Origin of the sequence: Shewanella zhuhaiensis (genome assembly GCF_022484835.1) — a bacterium.
Lineage (GTDB): Bacteria > Pseudomonadota > Gammaproteobacteria > Enterobacterales > Shewanellaceae > Shewanella > Shewanella khirikhana.
Genome location: NZ_JAKUDL010000005.1, coordinates 205,790 through 221,704, shown reverse-complemented (window position 1 = coordinate 221,704; position 15,915 = coordinate 205,790). Strand labels below are relative to the sequence as shown.

The 15,915-nt window shown below is 52.9% G+C and carries 23 protein-coding genes and 1 other RNA gene; 22 read left to right on the top strand and 2 right to left on the bottom strand.

The window, feature by feature from the left end; genetic code table 11:
* Positions 1 to 412: 412 nt before the first annotated feature.
* On the top strand, positions 413 to 1,531 hold the full coding sequence (locus MJ923_RS14965) for a serine hydrolase domain-containing protein (RefSeq protein WP_240591791.1): 1,119 nt from the start codon (positions 413 to 415) through the stop codon (positions 1,529 to 1,531).
* Here MJ923_RS14965 and MJ923_RS14960 read toward each other — a convergent pair.
* Together MJ923_RS14960 and MJ923_RS14955 are read right to left on the bottom strand one after the other, a co-directional pair.
* Entirely contained in the window at positions 1,503 to 3,221 is a 1,719-nt protein-coding gene (locus MJ923_RS14960) for a winged helix-turn-helix domain-containing protein (protein WP_240591790.1), read from the bottom strand. The two genes, MJ923_RS14965 and MJ923_RS14960, sit on opposite strands and share 29 nt — an antisense overlap.
* A 409-nt stretch (positions 3,222 to 3,630) precedes the next feature.
* Positions 3,631 to 4,365, bottom strand: coding sequence for a LexA family transcriptional regulator (locus MJ923_RS14955; protein WP_240591789.1), 735 nt, complete (start codon positions 4,363 to 4,365; stop codon positions 3,631 to 3,633).
* Between the two features lie 223 nt (positions 4,366 to 4,588).
* On the opposite strand from MJ923_RS14955, the gene MJ923_RS14950 reads away from it, so the two are divergent.
* The 21 genes from MJ923_RS14950 to MJ923_RS14850 all read left to right on the top strand — a co-directional run bounded on the left by MJ923_RS14950 (position 4,589) and on the right by MJ923_RS14850 (position 15,915).
* A complete protein-coding gene (locus tag MJ923_RS14950; RefSeq protein ID WP_240591788.1) occupies positions 4,589 to 4,816 on the top strand; it encodes a helix-turn-helix domain-containing protein in 228 nt (75 codons plus the stop codon).
* The gene (locus MJ923_RS14945) at positions 4,813 to 6,954 is read left to right on the top strand and encodes a DDE-type integrase/transposase/recombinase (protein ID WP_240591787.1); all 2,142 of its coding nucleotides are present in this window, start codon (positions 4,813 to 4,815) and stop codon (positions 6,952 to 6,954) included. Before MJ923_RS14950 ends, MJ923_RS14945 begins: the two co-directional genes overlap by 4 nt.
* A 58-nt stretch (positions 6,955 to 7,012) precedes the next feature.
* Complete coding sequence (locus MJ923_RS14940; RefSeq protein WP_240591786.1) at positions 7,013 to 7,732, top strand: AAA family ATPase; 720 nt, start codon at positions 7,013 to 7,015, stop codon at positions 7,730 to 7,732.
* Between the two features lie 66 nt (positions 7,733 to 7,798).
* Positions 7,799 to 8,365, top strand: a complete 567-nt coding sequence (locus tag MJ923_RS14935; RefSeq protein WP_240591785.1) for a hypothetical protein — start codon at positions 7,799 to 7,801, stop codon at positions 8,363 to 8,365.
* Positions 8,352 to 8,846 carry a helix-turn-helix domain-containing protein gene (locus MJ923_RS14930; RefSeq protein ID WP_240591784.1) on the top strand — a complete coding sequence of 165 codons (495 nt, stop codon included), beginning with the start codon at positions 8,352 to 8,354 and terminating at the stop codon, positions 8,844 to 8,846. Before MJ923_RS14935 ends, MJ923_RS14930 begins: the two co-directional genes overlap by 14 nt.
* Entirely contained in the window at positions 8,843 to 9,058 is a 216-nt protein-coding gene (locus tag MJ923_RS14925) for a DUF2067 domain-containing protein (protein WP_240591783.1), read from the top strand. The genes MJ923_RS14930 and MJ923_RS14925 overlap by 4 nt, the downstream gene beginning before the upstream one ends.
* A 22-nt stretch (positions 9,059 to 9,080) precedes the next feature.
* Positions 9,081 to 9,713, top strand: coding sequence for a DUF3164 family protein (locus tag MJ923_RS14920; RefSeq protein WP_240591782.1), 633 nt, complete (start codon positions 9,081 to 9,083; stop codon positions 9,711 to 9,713).
* Positions 9,714 to 9,742: 29 nt separating this feature from the next.
* Entirely contained in the window at positions 9,743 to 9,991 is a 249-nt protein-coding gene (locus MJ923_RS14915) for an ANR family transcriptional regulator (RefSeq protein WP_240591781.1), read from the top strand.
* Positions 9,991 to 10,284, top strand: coding sequence for a hypothetical protein (locus MJ923_RS14910; RefSeq protein WP_240591780.1), 294 nt, complete (start codon positions 9,991 to 9,993; stop codon positions 10,282 to 10,284). The genes MJ923_RS14915 and MJ923_RS14910 overlap by 1 nt, the downstream gene beginning before the upstream one ends.
* Positions 10,283 to 10,363: hammerhead ribozyme type II (locus tag MJ923_RS14905), an RNA gene on the top strand. Before MJ923_RS14910 ends, MJ923_RS14905 begins: the two co-directional genes overlap by 2 nt.
* Before the next feature lie 149 nt (positions 10,364 to 10,512).
* A complete protein-coding gene (locus MJ923_RS14900; RefSeq protein WP_240591779.1) occupies positions 10,513 to 11,103 on the top strand; it encodes a gp16 family protein in 591 nt (196 codons plus the stop codon).
* On the top strand, positions 11,100 to 11,561 hold the full coding sequence (locus MJ923_RS14895) for a Mor transcription activator family protein (protein ID WP_240591778.1): 462 nt from the start codon (positions 11,100 to 11,102) through the stop codon (positions 11,559 to 11,561). Before MJ923_RS14900 ends, MJ923_RS14895 begins: the two co-directional genes overlap by 4 nt.
* A gap of 45 nt (positions 11,562 to 11,606) precedes the next feature.
* Positions 11,607 to 12,308 carry a DUF4145 domain-containing protein gene (locus MJ923_RS14890; protein ID WP_240591777.1) on the top strand — a complete coding sequence of 234 codons (702 nt, stop codon included), beginning with the start codon at positions 11,607 to 11,609 and terminating at the stop codon, positions 12,306 to 12,308.
* 48 nt (positions 12,309 to 12,356) lie between these two features.
* Entirely contained in the window at positions 12,357 to 12,905 is a 549-nt protein-coding gene (locus MJ923_RS14885) for a hypothetical protein (protein ID WP_240591776.1), read from the top strand.
* A 62-nt stretch (positions 12,906 to 12,967) separates the two neighbouring features.
* The gene (locus MJ923_RS14880; RefSeq protein WP_240591775.1) at positions 12,968 to 13,459 is read left to right on the top strand and encodes a hypothetical protein; all 492 of its coding nucleotides are present in this window, start codon (positions 12,968 to 12,970) and stop codon (positions 13,457 to 13,459) included.
* Between the two features lie 75 nt (positions 13,460 to 13,534).
* Positions 13,535 to 14,104, top strand: coding sequence for a lysozyme family protein (locus MJ923_RS14875; protein WP_240591774.1), 570 nt, complete (start codon positions 13,535 to 13,537; stop codon positions 14,102 to 14,104).
* Positions 14,104 to 14,421: a hypothetical protein gene (locus MJ923_RS14870; protein ID WP_240591773.1), complete on the top strand. Its 318-nt coding sequence runs from the start codon at positions 14,104 to 14,106 to the stop codon at positions 14,419 to 14,421. The genes MJ923_RS14875 and MJ923_RS14870 overlap by 1 nt, the downstream gene beginning before the upstream one ends.
* 9 nt (positions 14,422 to 14,430) lie before the next feature.
* Complete coding sequence (locus MJ923_RS14865) at positions 14,431 to 15,042, top strand: hypothetical protein (RefSeq protein ID WP_240591772.1); 612 nt, start codon at positions 14,431 to 14,433, stop codon at positions 15,040 to 15,042.
* Position 15,043: 1 nt separating this feature from the next.
* Entirely contained in the window at positions 15,044 to 15,268 is a 225-nt protein-coding gene (locus MJ923_RS14860) for a hypothetical protein (protein WP_240591771.1), read from the top strand.
* On the top strand, positions 15,261 to 15,590 hold the full coding sequence (locus MJ923_RS14855) for a DUF2730 family protein (protein ID WP_240591770.1): 330 nt from the start codon (positions 15,261 to 15,263) through the stop codon (positions 15,588 to 15,590). The genes MJ923_RS14860 and MJ923_RS14855 overlap by 8 nt, the downstream gene beginning before the upstream one ends.
* Before the next feature lie 28 nt (positions 15,591 to 15,618).
* Complete coding sequence (locus MJ923_RS14850; RefSeq protein ID WP_240591769.1) at positions 15,619 to 15,915, top strand: VpaChn25_0724 family phage protein; 297 nt, start codon at positions 15,619 to 15,621, stop codon at positions 15,913 to 15,915.

Here is a 15,915-nt window from a genome sequence, read left to right as displayed (position 1 = left end):
CAGAAAATAGAGTGATATTTGTAAGTGAATACGAATGAAGTGGCAGCACAGGGCTAGATAGCGAAGGTGCTCCAGGGAAGGTGAGATGAAACTGGTCAGCTCATAAGGCCAAAGTGAGCTACCGATAATTGTTGCGCTAAAAAGTTAGCTCTGTCTCAACACAGTTGTTGAGCAGTATGTAATCCCTTTAGGCGTCGATTTAAGTCGCTTACAAAGCGATTTATGCAATCAAATCCGTTGAGAACTCTTTGCTGTACAGGCCATAACCTCTACCCGTTATTTATGTACTCAATTGACTTTTATAGTAAAAATTAAATATCGCTGTCCCTTCAACAATCTTCAGAAACCTTTAAGACCCTTCCGGCAAGTTTGTCCCTAAGCTGTGAGTCTCACTAATCCGAAGGAAGATAATATGAGACGAAACAGCCTATTGATAATGGTGGTTGCTGCGCTGAGCATTGCTGCAGCCGAAGCTTCTACGACTGATGTAACTCAGCAAAGCGCCTCGCAGCAAAGTGAAGCCGCCACAGCAAATGTGGTAAGCGACAAGCTGAACATTGGCGCGCAGATACTGGCATCCGAGCCGAAGCTGCTAAGCAGCGTGATAGTGATGCATCAGGGCAGCTTGGTGCATGAGTCTTACTACAACGGCGCCAAGGCGGACGGCCTGCACGACTTTCGCTCTGCCAGTAAAAGCCTGACTGGCTTGATGTTTGGGGTTGCGCTGCACGATGGCTATTTTAACTCAGAGCACGACAAGGTATTGCCGCTGTTTAAAGACTATGAACCCTTGCTGTACCCCAGCGCCGAGAAGTCGGCGATGAGCTTTTTCGACTTGCTGTCGATGACCAATCCCCTCGAATGTGACGATATGAATAATTTCTCGGCCGGCAATGAAGAGCGGATGTATCTGCGTAAAGACTGGTTGCGATTCTTCTTCGATTTGCCGTCACGGGCCAATCCGCCCTGGGAAGCGCCGATGGATAAGCAGCCCTTCGGCCGTGACTTTTCTTACTGCACCGCAGGCATTTCCATTACCGCAGCGGCCATCGAGCGAGCGTCTGGTAAGCGTCTGTCTGATTATGCCGACGCGGCGCTGTTAAAGCCCATTGGTGTGGGCGAGACCCAGTGGCTGTATTCGGCCACCGGCATTACTCAGGGCGGCGGCGGGCTGCGAATAGCGCCGCGGGACTTTTTGAAAATTGGCGAGCTGATCCTGAACAAGGGTCGTTGGGGCGACAAACAACTCTTGCCCGCCGAGTGGATTGCCAAGAGCCTGACAGCCTATTCTGAGTCTATGCCAGAGCTTAATGCCAGCTATGGCCTCACATTCTGGCAGTTCCCCTATGAGATAAAGGGCAAAACAATCAATGCCTTTGCGGCAGCTGGTAATGGTGGTAACTATCTGTTTATCGTGCCTGAGCTTCAGCTTACGGCGGTGATTGCTGCCACCGCATACAACACGCCTTACATGCACAAACAATCTCAGGGCATTTTTGCCGCTATTGTGCTGCCTGCAATAGTTGATTAGGGTCGGGCAGGGATATCAGGCCGATTTTGGTGCGCTCGCGGGCACTTAAATCGGCCATATGGTCCAGCACCTTTTGTAGCTTGCCTGTCTGTATCAGGCCTTTAAAAGGGGGCAGACTGGCAATAAATTTATGGTCCAGATAGCCAAGCCCCGCCGCTTGGTCCAGCGCCTCGATTGCGGCCTGGTTATGGCCATCGGCGATGTCCAGCAGGCTTTGGGCAATGAAGAGGTTAGGCCAGCCATCCGGGCTGGGGTTTATCTGTGGTTTGGGCGGCATGCCAGCTAGCTGTGTATCTGCTCCAGGCTCAGTTTTTAGCAGCCAGTAGCGCAGGGCAAGGGCGGTGGCCGAGTTGCTGTCTTTCGAAATTGCGCTGTCCAGCAACGCCATTGCTCTTTGCCAATCCTCGGCCTGCATCGCAATCAATGATTGCAACAGCAGACTGTCGGCGGTGGCCGTATCCAAGGCGTGCAGCTTTTCAATTGCCGCAAGTGCCTTAGCAGATTGGTTATTCACCATCAAAGACCTGGCATAGAGCAGCGAGGTGAAGTTGTCGTTGGGGGCCAGACTGTAGGCTAGCCCTATCCACTCATAGGCCCGGGGCGCGTCAGCCAGATAGAGCACTTCGGCAATTTGCAGATACTTGTACGGGCTATTGCCCGCCAGCGCCGACAGATTGAGGTTGATTGACTCGTACAGCCGCCCTTTTTGGGTGTAGAGGTAGGCGAGGGAGCCTGCTATCCGGCTTTGCAGCTTTGAGGGCTTTGCGAGTGCCTGCTCGTAACTGGCAATGGCCCGATTGATATTGCCAAGCACATCCTGATGGTAGCCTTCGAGCCAGAGGATTTCGGCGTCCGGCTGCGGGTTTTGCTTAAGGGCTGTGATAAGGCTGGCGGCTTCATCCAGCAATTCCGCTTTGCCATCGAACTTGGCCACCCGCTCCAGCAGCGCCTTACAAAGGCCAATCTGTGCCTGCTGCTTATCCGCCGCATTGGCTAAAAACTGCCGGTAGAGCTCTATAGCCAGCAGATTACCTGCCGCCGTGTGCTGGTTGGCAAATTGCCCGGCCTTTCGCAGCAGTACAGGTAAGTCAGCAGCCTCTTGGTTGTTGCTAACTTTCCCGTTGCCTGCGCCACTATCAGAGGTAGCAGATTGCCAACTAACCCAGGCTAGCAGGGCCAGGGCGCACATCAGGGCAGCCGCTATTACGACTGGCCAATACCGCTTTTCTCCTTTGGTGGCTGTTTGCGTATACACTGGGGGGGGCAAGGCTGCATCGGCAGCGCCTGGAGGCTTGGGGGCAGCGCCTGGAGGCTTGGGGGCTGCGCTTGGTGATGTGGGCGCTTCGGCGGATGCTGAGGTGACCTCCCCAAGCCAGATATAACCCACGCCGCGCTCGGCTTCTATGGCATCCCGGCCGGTCTCGCCCAAGGCCTTTCTAAGCAGCGAAACCCGCTGGGCCAGGGTTTCATCGCTGACAAATTCTTTATTCCACACTAATCTCGCCAACTGCTTTGTGGGCAGCGGCTTAGCGGCATTGAGCAGAAACACTTCCAGCAGGCGATAACTGAGGCCATTGATATTCACGGCTTCGCCATCAATGCTGACCTGCCTTGACTGGGTATTTAGCTGAATGCCACGGCTTTGCAGTATTGTCGGCTCGTTGGCTGAATTGATATAGATATCAGGCATATCCGCTAAGATAACCAAGCTTGGTAGAAATTGATACCAGTGAACAGGCCATTTGATTGGGGAAAGACATAAACCCAAAGCGAGCCCGCTATCGCAGATAGCAAAAAGGCCCGCAAGGGCCTTTAGTACTTGTCATTCTTGGCGGCGCGCTACAGCAAGGGGCTGGCAAGTAAAAAGCCCCGAAGGGCTTTTCTCATTTAGGCGGCGCGATTTCTCATTTAGTGTAACGGGTCAGGGGGAATGAGAATAATGGGATCAGGCGGGAATGAATGAAAACTGGTGAGAAATTTCCAGAAACCATGCGGGTTTGATGGGGGTTTAAAGGCTCGTTAACGGCTTCTTTCTAAACGCAAAGCTAATTGAGAAAAAGGACCGGAGCTGCGCAACAGCTCCGTATAAATGAGAAATCTCACTTGATGTCCTTTCCTACCCAAACAACCTTGCCAACGATGGTCAACTGCTTCAGGTCTGAGCCTTGCACAGTCTGGGTCTTATAATCGGTGTTGTCCGATATCACATCAATCCCGCCATCGATACGACGTTGCACTCGTTTTGCAAACAAATCGCCACCAAGGCTCAAGACATAGATGGAGTCATCCAGTTGTGTTTGGCTTGTATCAACCAGGATGGAGTCACCGCTGTGGATTGTTGGCTCCATAGAGTCGCCTTTCGCAAACACCACTCTCAGGTGCTCGGGGTTTAATCCTCTATACCGCAGCCACTTGTACCTAAATGCCAGCTTACGTTTTACCTGTTCATTTTCCCAAACTGCACCATGGCCCATGCTTACTTGGGCATGAAACCCGTCAATGAGTGCGTACTCTTCGTCAAATTCTGCGCAAGAGACAACGGCATAGGTTGATTCAGACTCTTCTTGGGTCTGATGCTTTGGGCCTTTACCAGTTGCCAACCATTCCAGATTCACGCCGCGATACCGGGCCATCTTTATAACTTCGGCCAGCTTAGGCGTTCTGCCTTTGAGGTGCATTCTCAGAGCGCCTTCAGAGAGGCCAATGCTGCGAGCAAACTCCCTGATACTGTCGTCGCCAATCAGCTCGTTGATTCGCTCCGGTAGTGATCCTATTTCCTTAGCAAGTATCGGATCGTCGATCCGATTTTCCTGCGCATCTTTGTCTTTATCCATAATCTTTTTAAAAACAACCAGATATTAGCTGGTCGTCACTTTTGTGATGAAAAAAAGAAACGGATCAAGAAAAAATACTTGAACCGCGAATAAATGTGATCAAACATGATTATAAATATACGCATTGCGTACATTTGTGGGCTTTCTTCGTTTACGTCACAACATACCAGATAACACGCAAAGCGCACGTTTATGGATGTTACCACAGGGAAATTGAAAAGGTATGGACATACACAATGCCAACCAGATCCGGGCAGCGTTGATGGCAAAAGGATATTCCTGCCGTACCTGGGCCCAAGAGCACGGCTATTGCCCTCGAACTGTGCAGCAGTACGTGAACCTGTTCGCGCCAGACACAGGTCGAAAGCCTAAGCGTCAGATAGCCAAACAGATCATCAAGGATTTGGCCAAAACCTTGGACGTTGAGTTTTCCCAAGGAGAAGGTCAATGAAAGAATGGTTTACAGCCAAGGAGTTGGCAGGGCTGCCAGGTCTGCCAGCGGCAGATAGAAATATCCGTATATCTGCGCAAAAAGGTGATTGGATAAGTCGCCCTCGCGCCAAGGGTAAGGGCCTAGAGTACCACCTGAAAAGTTTGCCGCCGCTGACTCAGGCTCACCTGCATCAGCAAGCTATTCAACAGCCTGAGCGAGTTATGGCTACCGCTCGGTCGATAACGTCCAAGCCCAGTCAGGCCATAGTTACCAAGCTGGAAGCACAGAGCAAATACCTGAGCCTGCCCTGTTCAAAGCAAAACGTTGCTGAGTCCAGATTCCAGTTGCTGCAAGAAATGGAGCAGTTCCTAATTCCTTTTGAGGTGGCTGGTCGAAAAACCGAAGGTGTTCAGGCTTTTGCTGATCTTCATAAACTGTCAAAAGCTACCCTGTATCGCTGGCAAAAAGCCTATGAGGCTGAAGGCAAAATGGGACTGGTCGACACAAGGGGCGGCGTCACAGCCAGCGTCATGGCTGACAAGCAATTGCAGGAGTTTTTGATTGCACTGGTGAGCGCAAAGCCACACCTGCTGAATCAGGCCAACGAATTGCATCGCCTGGCAGCGCTAAAGGCTGATGAGCATCTGTGGAAAGTCCCCTCTGTAAGCGCTATTCGTCGCTGGATGAATCGTTGGCATCAAGATAATCAGGCAGCCTTTGCCAGTCTCACCAACCCCGATGCGTACAACAGCAAACACCGCCCTTTGTATGGCACCACTTATCCGTGGCTTACCGGCCCCAATCAGGTGTGGGAGTTCGACTCCACCCCAACCGATGTGATGCTAAATGCCAACGGCAAGCTGCGTCGTTACGCCTTAGTGGCGGCAATTGATGTGTATAGCCGACGCCCCATGGTCCTGGTTACACCCAGCTCAAATGCTGAAGGTATCTGTCTGTTACTTCGTCGCTGCCTGCTGACCTGGGGCATGTTGGAAGAAGAAGGGCTTGCACGTACCGACAACGGTAGTGATTACGTGAGCAGTCGTGTCACGGGCATCTTTGACTTACTGGGTATCCGTCAATCCAGAACGCGTCCATTCAGTGGCTGGGAAAAACCCTTTATCGAGCGCTTCTTTGGCACCTTAAGTCGAGCCCTGTTCGAGCTGTTACCGGCTTATATAGGCCATAGCGTAGCTGAGCGACAGCAAATTGAATCGGCCAAAGCTTTTGCACAAAGGATTGGGGGCAAAAACAAAGCTGCCAATACCGAAGAAACCCTGGCGCTTGCGATGACGCCTGACGAACTGCAGAAAATGATTAATGACTGGGTGGAATATGACTACTTACACCGGGTTAACGACGGTTTTAAAGGCGAATTGAAAGGCAAAACACCCTTTGAAGTGATAAGCCAAAGCCGATACACGCCGCGCCATGTGCCTAACCCTCATGCGCTTGACGTGCTGCTCAACCACATCGGCGACGCCACCGTCATTCGTGGCAGCGTCAGCGCCGGTGGAATCAAATACACAGCGCCAGAGTTGCAGGAAAGTGCCTGGGACAGAAAGCGAGTCAGAGTATTCCTCGATCCATCCGATGTTGGCCGCGCCACCTTGTACGCACTTGATGACTGGGGTCGCTGCATCGATGCCGTGAACCTTGATTTGGTCGGGCGCGACATCGACCCGGCCGCATTCAGACAGGCGCGCAAGGAAGATAAAAAAGTCCTGGCAAGTTTTCGCAAGGCAACCCGCGAGCTACAGCAAAAATTCAATATCGATGGATTGGCCGCAGAGGCGTTGGCCAAGGCGGCAGCAGAGCGGGGCAGCCTTACAGGCTTTGTGCCAAAGGCATCACTTACCGATAACCCAGCACTCACAGCGCTGAGTATTCCCTCTCCGAGCAATAGTGAAAACCAGCTTGAGCGAATCAGCCGTGAGTCTGAAACCGTGGCCGCAGCTGCGCACAAGGTTAATCAAACCCACGCCAATGCCATGCGCACCGAGCATGAAAAGGCAGAAGAACTCACTCTCGAATCGATTAATCGCGCTCTGACAGAGCGGGAGCAGGCATGGCTTAAGAGCTATCGCCTCAAATATCGCTTGTTTGCCAGTCGGTTGGACAAGCTCAAAGAAGACGTAAAAAAAGCCGCCAATTGAGGTGGCGGCTGTTGGGTGGGCGCTTGCGTCCAACTTTAATACACAGGAGATATTAGATATGAAACACCGAGTTGTCGAGGTTAAAAACGTGCTGGCCTGTCTTGAACTGATGGAAAACCTTCAGGGCCGCTCCAGCATTACCCCCGGGATCGGTCTTATCCATGGCCCAAGCGGTTTCGGTAAAACCACCACCATTTGCTGGCTCATCAATCAGCTGGGCGCCATGAATGCCATTTATGTGCGCTGTTACGCCACCGATACCCCTTCGTCATTTCTCGCCCGAGTCATGGAGGAACTGGGTGCCGACATGCTGTATCCGCTGCGTAAGAGCGTCGATTTCATCGTTGACCGCATGAATGAACGCCAGTTGCCACTGTTTATCGATGAAGCTGACCACATTGTCGGCCAGTCAAAAATCATGGAAACCATCCGCGATCTCTACGATGCCACCGAGCAGCCGGTGGTACTGGTAGGCATGGAAGAGATTGCTCGCCGTATCAGTCACCGCAAGCAGCTGTTTAACCGGGTCAGCGAGTGGGTCGAGTTCCAACCTGCCGATTTGGCTGATGTACACAATTTTGCCAAAGAACTCCTTGATGAACGCATCTCAGTGGGTGACGACCTGCTTGAACATATCCGCAAACGCAGTGGTGGCGAGGTACGACGCATCCTCACGGCTCTGGAAAAAATAGAGCGCAGCGCTTTGGCGAACGATTTGGATTACGTCGATTTGTCGAGCTGGGGTGACCAACCTCTGTTCCTTGAGTTCAGGCGCTAGTCCGCTTCATTCCCCAGCCATCAGAGCACTCTCAAGGGATTCAAGCTGAACATTTAGGGATTGATTATGGCGAACGACACAGAAAAGGCCTGGGCTTGGATCCAGCGTCAAACCAGTTTTACCCGCGCAGAACTCGCTGAGGCAACAGGGGTTGGACTTAAGAGTTGTAGCGGCATTATTCAGAACCTTAAAAATCAGGGCCTGATCAAAGTGACGGCTTACCCGACTGGGGAGCGGTTCAAAGGTGGTTTTAAACCCAGACGCTACAAACCTGTAAAGGGAGCAACTCTTCTTGGACGTGGGCACAGCCGCAAAGCAAAACATCGCCGTGGCACAGGGCAGCAACGGCTTTGGCAATCAATGCGAATTTTGCGCACGTTCACATACCCAGATCTGGTGGCAACAGCTGAAGTGAGCATCAGCACAGCCCGCACTTATTGTTGCTTGTTGATTCGCTTTGGCTATGTCCGGGTAGTCAGGCCTCGCCCTGATCACTTGCCCAATGCGCAACGCACCGGACAGTGCGCCAGCTTCCGACTTGTAAAAGACTCAGGCCCAATTGCGCCCAAACGTCAGGGTGATGGGCTGTATGACACCAACTTAAAGAAGGAGATCCACCATGACGTGGCTTGAGGTGATGGCCGAACAGGCTGAATTGCATGGCCAAAAAGCGGTGGCTAATAAGCTTGGGATCTCTCGCACCACAGTTAGTCAGGTGCTGAGTGGCAAATATCCAGGAGACATGGAGCGGATGCGAAAGCTGGTGGAAGGCGCATACATGAATCGCACCGTTTTATGTCCCGTGCTGGGCGAGATCCCGCTGAATGAATGCCTTGCCAATCAGCGCAACACCCGTACCACCGGCAACCCAATCCGAATCAAGTTGTACCGCGCCTGCAGGGCTGGCTGTGGCCACTCCAGTTTGGAGGTGGACCAGGTATTCACAGTGCAATCAAGTTTGGTGAGCCGCCGCAACGACTATGACGCAGACGGCACCATAAGGCGCCTGATGCTGCAGGCCGGTGATGACAAACCTCAATTGATTGCTTTGTTAAAAACGGAACTTAAACACCTGGGCGCCAGGTTCAACCGCGCAATGAAGGAGAAAGCATGAAAAACACCAATGGGTTCAACGTTATTCAGGCTTTGCGCCTGCGCGGTATGCAGGTTGTGAGCCAGCAAAACAACGTCATTCATATCGACCGTCCCAGCAGTGATTTTCGCAAGGCGGCGGTAGACATCATCGAAAACATCAAAGGCATCCGCCGCCGCTCACAGGCCGTGCAGTTTCACGGCGTCACGGTGCGCTGGAGTGAGGACGCTTAGCATGGAGTATCAAGCTATGGGCATGAAAACTAATCACAAAGTGGCCGAGCAGGCCACCCCCGCAGGCTATCGCCAAAACGCCAAGGGCGATTTGGTACCGGAAAACCGCATCAAACCAGTGGACAAACTGCGTGATGAGCTGGTGCTCAGTTTGGTCGTTAAGGCCAAAGAACTGCGGCAATTGATGATGGAGTTCAAGCTGCTCGCCATGGGGAATATTGCCGACTTTGTTGAGCTGTCAGCCAGTGAGTACGGCGTCAACTACGGCGGCAGAAAGGGCAACGTCACCCTCACCAGTTTTGATGGCCGCTACCAGCTGGTGCGCGCCATGGGCGAACACCGGGTGTTTGATGAACGCATCCAGCACGCCAAGGCGTTGATTGATGCCTGCATCACCCGCTGGAGCGGTGGCGCCGACACCCGACTGATGGCCATGGTGGAGCATGCGTTTAGGGTCAACCAGCAAGGTCGCATCGATGTAAACCAGGTACTGAGCCTGCGCCAGCTCGACATTGACGATACCGACTGGAAAACCGCCATGGATGCCATCGCCGATGCCATTCAAGTCACAGGTACCAGCCAATATCTTCGCCTTTACGAACGTAATCCCGGCGGCCGCTATCAGCAGCTGCCACTCGATATCAGCGCCCTTTAATCCAATTTTGCCAACTGAAAGGAATCCCCATGGAACACATCAATGAAAGCCAGTTTTACCTCGAAAGCGCCACCGAAGCCGCCAGTCTTGAGCGCCGCAAACTTTACGCAAGTGCCGCTGAACTCTGGTCTAAAGCCGCCATTGAGGCGAGCTGTCGCCTTAACCAGCATTGGGCTGAAAACCGCGCTGAATTTTGCCAAAAGGCCGCCCGCAGGCAAAAAGCGGCTAAAGAGTTGTCGTTGGTGGCCCGTTCTGTGGCCGAAGCGGAGGTGGCCTGATGGAGTCAATCAAACACCTGCTGCAAAACAACCAGGCAAGCCTCGACCAGGTCGCTTTCAAGCTGCGATTGGCGGCGCTGCTTGAGGCCAGCTTCGAGACACTTCGAAGCGAACTGTCCGCTATGGCCAGCGAGCATCCGGCGCTATGCCTCGAAATGGGCGCTGCCATCATCAAGGCGCTCGATGGCTTAAGTCATGAGTTTGCCGGAGAGCGCCGCAACCTGGTGGCCTTCTTTATGAACAAGGTGCTAAAGGAAGTCGCCAGTGCCAAGCGGGGGCCAATCCCCGCCTAAGCGAAACCACCGGCTGCTGCTAAGCAGTGGCCGTTTGGTCTGCCGTATGTGGTGATACGGCACTGATGAGCAGCCAAAGGAAACGGCATGAATGACAACCGTAAAGCCCTACACAGCAAACGTCCTGCTCAAGTACGTGATGAAGCACTTGCCAGCCACCCAGTCAGTTGCTGAGGCGTGGCTCGATAAAAACGCCCCTCACTGGCGCAAAAAGGCAAAGGAGACCCAATGCAAACCGACTCATTCAAAATCGACAGCAGAAAGCGCCTGATGCAGCTGATTAACATTGCCAAAGGCAAGCTGCTGCTGGATGAAGACACCTATCGCAGCCTGCTTAAGGGCATCACCGGCAAAGACTCCCTGCGCGCCATGGGCCTACATGAGCTGGAAACCGTGCTTGAGGTGCTCAAACAAAAGGGCTTTAAACCACACAAGGGCGAGGGCAGGCAGACTACAGCCCGCAGGCTCAGTAAACCCAGCGGCCACAGCAAGCTTGCCCTTATTGACCGTATCGTAGCGGTGTGGATCACCATGGGCCATCACCTGGTAATAACCGATCCAAGCGAGGCCGCGCTCGATGCCTACGTGCGCCGTATGACATCAAAAGCAAACGGCGTGGGGATGGGGGTAGACAGCGTGCGTTGGCTCGATGAAGTGCAGGCAGTAAAGGTGCTCGAAAGCCTTAAAAACTGGCATAAGCGGGAGCTGCTTGAGCGTATTGCCCAGCGCGGCGAAGCCTTGCCCCTTGGCAAAAGCGGTGCCCCAGCCGGTTATCAAACCGTTGTTAACGCATACCTGGGCGCAGGTGCTGCAGAATGAATGTGAAAAAGGATGTGCCACTAAATCCCCAGCTTGAGGATGAGCAACTGGAGCTGCTTGGTGCAGGCAGTGAAGAGCTGGAGCAGGCGCTGCTTACCTTATCCAGCCTCGATGATGACGAGCGCATTGAGTTTATGCGCCGCTGGCCATCGACCCTGCAAAGCCTGTGTGAGCTGATGCGCATCACGCTGCAGGAATATAAGGTTGCCGAACCGGCACTCATCGCCGAGGCACTGGCCACCACCTTAAGCTCTTATCTCGGTGGCCGGGATCTCTATATCCCCAACGGCGAGCGGCTCAAAGACGCGCTGCGGGATATCCGTATCTGGCGCGAGTTTAAAGGCAATAACCTGGAGCAGCTCAGCCGCCAGTATGGCCTCACCGAGCGGCGGGTCAGCCAGATAGTGGCAGAGCAGCGCGCGGCCTTTGTGGCAAGAAGGCAAAGGGGGTTGTTTTGATTGTAAGTTGTAGGAATAATAACCACTTAATTCGTGGAGGTTATTATGGCTTTATGGGTTGGTGATTGTCCTAGGTGTAAAGCGAAAAACATGACGTTTGACGTAGAAAGCTATGTATTCGTTAGGAAGTTTACTAATTTCCAGGACATTCTCGAAGTTTCCGCTCAATGCCGTCAGTGTCGACAACTTTCAATTCTTCTTTGTTTATCCCAGAATCATGATCATAGCCATAAAGGTAGAATTGCTATAGCAGCCATCCCCGATGATCTAGAGAATCATTTTAAATTCCAAAGGCTCGTTACCAACGCTGACATTGATGTAGCTGAGGCTCCTGAGCACACCCCATCAGACATAAAGCAAGCATTTGAGGAGGGGGCAAAATGTCTCGCTGTTGGATGCAATAATGCGTCGGGCGCAATGTTTAGGTTAGCTCTGGATCTTTCTTCTAAAAGTCTTTTACCTGAAGAAGGCAGTCCAGACATCAATTACCGACAACGAACGAATTTAGCAGATAGATTGAACTGGCTATTTGATAATAGGCATTGGCCGGAGTCATTGAGGGAACTGGCAGTATGTATCCGACTGGATGGCAACGATGGTGCTCATGATGGGGCATTAGGGATTGAAGATGCCGAAGATCTGATGGACTTCACGTACTTGTTGCTGGAAAAAATCTATACGGAGCCCGCGCGGATTGAAGCAAGTAAGGCTCGACGCGAAGCCCGCAGAACTGCTGCGAAAGTATAGGTTATAGGTACTGGGAATAGCCACTCAGTGGAAAGAAGGAACTTCAAAATGCGCTTTGTTCTTGTCTTATTAACAGCCCTTATCTGGGCGTACTACTTTTTTCCTGTTCAAGTGTCCGGAACTGTCTATATTGTCACCAACTCAGCAACAGTAAGAACCCTGCCTCTTACTGAGATTAAGGTTTACCCTCTTAAGCAGTTCAGAGCCGCATTTTATCTCAAGCAAGCCTTTGTAAGTGAGCATTGCATTGGTGCAAAAGATGAGGCCTCAGCAGCCAAAGCATTGTTGGAAAAAGGCCCTGTTGCTCGTGAAGATTACGAGCAAAGTGTGGTGTGCTCACCGCGCAATCTCATCAGTAGTATTGAACTGGAACCAAAAGAAATCCTCATAACGGATCAGCTAGGCAACTTTACCTTTTCGCTCTCCCGTTTAAACGATGTTGTGCTGGTTGCGATGGCAGAACGCCAATTGCCCTTAGAAAAGGAACGCTATCTTTGGTTAGTCCCTGTAAGTGCACATCGTGGATTTACTGTGGCAGTCGAACTAAACAATCTTAACCAGGTCGTTTCAAGTGATATTAGGGATATTGCTCTGTAACAACGTGTTTTTAACTATACTCTTGCTTATGTTGTGTGATTCGTTCGGTGATAGGGTTGACCATGAAAGGTAATAGTGTTTCCAAGGATATTGCAACGACCTATTTAATCGGATTCGAAGTAATCCAGAATCAGTTCAGCTCTTTTAGGCAGGCAGCCATACGTAAGTACGCTGAAGATGAGTCCTCAAACCAAGGCGTCAAGGCTGTATTCGCAGATAGCGGATGCCTTCAGTTTCATCTTTTCGGTATGTATGTGGATGTCTTTTTTGAACCAGTTGTTGTCAGCAAAGTAGAGCGAGCCGTCTTTGGCAGAATCAAGTTTGTCCATAGGCGATGTGGATTAAATTGTTTGCTGATGGAGTTGTTGGTTTCTCTGGAAGGTCGAGTGTTCAGGCCTTGCGGCAAGCCTGATATTTTGGGACAAGAATACGGCACCATTGGCGATGAACAATGGAGATTGCATACTGACTTTGATAAAGACTTAGCCGCTGCCCTGTTGAATTTATATGTTCATGGGGAATCACCACAAGCTTACTGGGATTCTCAGCACTAACCCCGAAACCTTTCCAATCCGCCCGGTCTCTCCAAACCGGAACAATGGCAATACGTCCATCGTTCCGGTTTTTTTATGGCCCCAGCTTCCTGTCACCACAGCACCACTTGCGCTTTTAATCGCAGTACCGAAAAAGGTCTGACCCACCCTGAACTGGTGGCCACTGCCAGCAAGCTACTCGAAGACGAAGAGCAGTATCGTGCCAAGCCTTATATGTGCTCTGAGCGTTATCCCACCGTGGGCTTTGGTCAGCGCATTGGCCCCCGTGATGCACCGCTTTCCGTTTACCGTTTCACTCTGCCACGGCCGGTTGCCGAAACCTGGCTACGGATCAATGTTGCACTGCTGGCTGGGCAGCTTGTTACTCACCCCACCATTGCCCCGGCTTTTGCCGCGGCCAATCTGGCGCGCCAGACCATCTTGCTGAGCATGGCCTATCAACTCGGGGTCAATGGTCTGGCCCGATTTGAAAACACCCTTAAGGCCGCAGCCAGTGGCGACTGGCGCGCAGCAGCGCGCCATGCCCTCGATAGCCGCTGGGCCAGGCAAACCCCACAGCGCGCCAAACGCCATGCCATGGCACTGGAGCGCGGAGAGCTTGTCGGCGCTATGACGCTTACTGCTAACGCGGGGGAACAACGCTGATGGCCTTTATCCCACAACGCCAGCGCAGTGCCGTTAACTCGGCACCCATGGTGACGGATACACCTAAACGCATTCAGAACAAGGTCTATCGCCAGTGTGCGCTGGACGGTTTTCATGCCCGCATTGAGCGCGAACTCTCTGGCCAAAGCACTGCACTGGTGCCGCTCTACAGCCACCACGCCACCCGCCAGAGCTTTTATGAGCAAGGCTGGCATGCAGTAACACCTCTGCATCTGATGAAGGCTCAAGCTAAAGCCCGCACCGCTTCAAGTAACACCCAATCACATAGCCAATCAGCCACCAGAACTCTGCCATAAGGAATGCCCATGGACCCTCTGACTTTAAGCGCTATCGCCACCACCTTAATCAATGCCGGACCCGGCATTATTCGGGGGATAGCGGCGCTGTTTGATGATAAGCCTACCCGCGACACAGCCCACAAGGTGGCCGACCTGGTGGAGGTCGCAAGCGGCCGTAAAGCTGCCAGCGAGACCCTGGCCAAGGGGCTTACCACCTTTAACCCGGCTGAAATTCTGCGTTTGGAAGAAATCGCCCGTCAGGCAGAAGTGGAGCTTGCCCGCATCGAGGCTAACCGTGACACCGAGATCCATAAACAAACCCAGGCCACCATCCAGAACGGCGATAACGCAGCTGACCCCTATGTGCGTGCCACCCGGCCGCTGATGGCGCGCTTAAGTGGTATCGCCGCCTTTGTGTATGTGCTCGCCCTGGAGCTGGCCCGCGCCTTTGGTAAAGGCGATGGTGCCCAGGTGCAGCTGGCGCTGCTGCTGATAGCGCCGCTGCTTACTTACATGGGCCTGCGCGAAATCGGCAAATGGCGCGAGGCAACTGGGGCTGTGGGCTCACTTGCTACGGCGGGTGCCGGACTCAAGGGGCTCTTTCGCAGCAAAGTGCCTGCTACCACAAGCAAGGACTGACATGGACGAACTAGACCGGGCACAGGCCCTTGAAGCCATGGAGCGTGCTGCCTGCATTTCGGCTGCGGTCGCAGCCAAGCCCAAAGGCAACGGCATCTGCATCGATTGCCAGGAGGCGGTGGAGGCTGAGCGCAGCAGTTCCCTTCGCTGCTTAAGCTGTCAGCAGGACGACGACAAACGCCAGTTACAGCGAACCGGAAAGCGTACAGGAGGCCTCCGTGCTTGATTGGTTACTCAAATACTGGAGCGTGCTGGCGGGCATTGGTGGGCTGCTTGCCCCTTTTGTGATGGCCTGGTTTACCACCCGCTTTACCCCGCGTATCGAGCATGAGCGGGTGGTGCAGGCCGTCGCTGAGATAGAAAAGCGCCAGCGGGAAACCCAGCAACAGCTTGAGGGCATTCCTACACGTGATGAGCTGCATGCACTCGACAAGGTGCTCCACGGTCTTGGCGAACGGCTGGGCGCCATGGAAAAGGGCATTAACCATGTCCGTAACAGCGTAGACATGCTGATTGAAAACGAAATTAAAAGTGAGCGCCGGGGCTGACACGCTGGCCACCTGAAAGGAGATAACAATGGCATTGGCAAACATTATGGCAGAGCACCAGCGCCTGGTGATTTTGCGCCTTCTGGCTGAGGTGCCGGGGTATGAGTTAAACGAGTCCATTCTTCAGGATGGACTCGATGCATACGGCCTAAACGTCAGCCGTGATGCGCTGCGCACCCAACTGGCATGGCTCACCGAGCAGGGGCTGGTTGCACTGCAAACTGTAGGCAACACCCAACTGGCCACCCTTAATGGCCGGGGTGAAGACGTGGCAGCAGGCCGCGCTTATGTCCCTGGCGTTAAGCGCCCAAGGGCTGGGGGCTGA

Bases quoted from the DNA above. Each gene is read 5' to 3' on its own strand.
- MJ923_RS14965 (WP_240591791.1), top strand. From the start codon at position 413: ATGAGACGAAACAGCCTATTGATAATGGTGGTTGCTGCGCTGAGCATT.
- MJ923_RS14960 (WP_240591790.1), bottom strand. From the start codon at position 3,221: ATGCCTGATATCTATATCAATTCAGCCAACGAGCCGACAATACTGCAA.
- MJ923_RS14955 (WP_240591789.1), bottom strand. From the start codon at position 4,365: ATGGATAAAGACAAAGATGCGCAGGAAAATCGGATCGACGATCCGATA.
- MJ923_RS14950 (WP_240591788.1), top strand. From the start codon at position 4,589: ATGGACATACACAATGCCAACCAGATCCGGGCAGCGTTGATGGCAAAA.
- MJ923_RS14945 (WP_240591787.1), top strand. From the start codon at position 4,813: ATGAAAGAATGGTTTACAGCCAAGGAGTTGGCAGGGCTGCCAGGTCTG.
- MJ923_RS14940 (WP_240591786.1), top strand. From the start codon at position 7,013: ATGAAACACCGAGTTGTCGAGGTTAAAAACGTGCTGGCCTGTCTTGAA.
- MJ923_RS14935 (WP_240591785.1), top strand. From the start codon at position 7,799: ATGGCGAACGACACAGAAAAGGCCTGGGCTTGGATCCAGCGTCAAACC.
- MJ923_RS14930 (WP_240591784.1), top strand. From the start codon at position 8,352: ATGACGTGGCTTGAGGTGATGGCCGAACAGGCTGAATTGCATGGCCAA.
- MJ923_RS14925 (WP_240591783.1), top strand. From the start codon at position 8,843: ATGAAAAACACCAATGGGTTCAACGTTATTCAGGCTTTGCGCCTGCGC.
- MJ923_RS14920 (WP_240591782.1), top strand. From the start codon at position 9,081: ATGAAAACTAATCACAAAGTGGCCGAGCAGGCCACCCCCGCAGGCTAT.
- MJ923_RS14915 (WP_240591781.1), top strand. From the start codon at position 9,743: ATGGAACACATCAATGAAAGCCAGTTTTACCTCGAAAGCGCCACCGAA.
- MJ923_RS14910 (WP_240591780.1), top strand. From the start codon at position 9,991: ATGGAGTCAATCAAACACCTGCTGCAAAACAACCAGGCAAGCCTCGAC.
- MJ923_RS14900 (WP_240591779.1), top strand. From the start codon at position 10,513: ATGCAAACCGACTCATTCAAAATCGACAGCAGAAAGCGCCTGATGCAG.
- MJ923_RS14895 (WP_240591778.1), top strand. From the start codon at position 11,100: ATGAATGTGAAAAAGGATGTGCCACTAAATCCCCAGCTTGAGGATGAG.
- MJ923_RS14890 (WP_240591777.1), top strand. From the start codon at position 11,607: ATGGCTTTATGGGTTGGTGATTGTCCTAGGTGTAAAGCGAAAAACATG.
- MJ923_RS14885 (WP_240591776.1), top strand. From the start codon at position 12,357: ATGCGCTTTGTTCTTGTCTTATTAACAGCCCTTATCTGGGCGTACTAC.
- MJ923_RS14880 (WP_240591775.1), top strand. From the start codon at position 12,968: ATGAAAGGTAATAGTGTTTCCAAGGATATTGCAACGACCTATTTAATC.
- MJ923_RS14875 (WP_240591774.1), top strand. From the start codon at position 13,535: ATGGCCCCAGCTTCCTGTCACCACAGCACCACTTGCGCTTTTAATCGC.
- MJ923_RS14870 (WP_240591773.1), top strand. From the start codon at position 14,104: ATGGCCTTTATCCCACAACGCCAGCGCAGTGCCGTTAACTCGGCACCC.
- MJ923_RS14865 (WP_240591772.1), top strand. From the start codon at position 14,431: ATGGACCCTCTGACTTTAAGCGCTATCGCCACCACCTTAATCAATGCC.
- MJ923_RS14860 (WP_240591771.1), top strand. From the start codon at position 15,044: ATGGACGAACTAGACCGGGCACAGGCCCTTGAAGCCATGGAGCGTGCT.
- MJ923_RS14850 (WP_240591769.1), top strand. From the start codon at position 15,619: ATGGCATTGGCAAACATTATGGCAGAGCACCAGCGCCTGGTGATTTTG.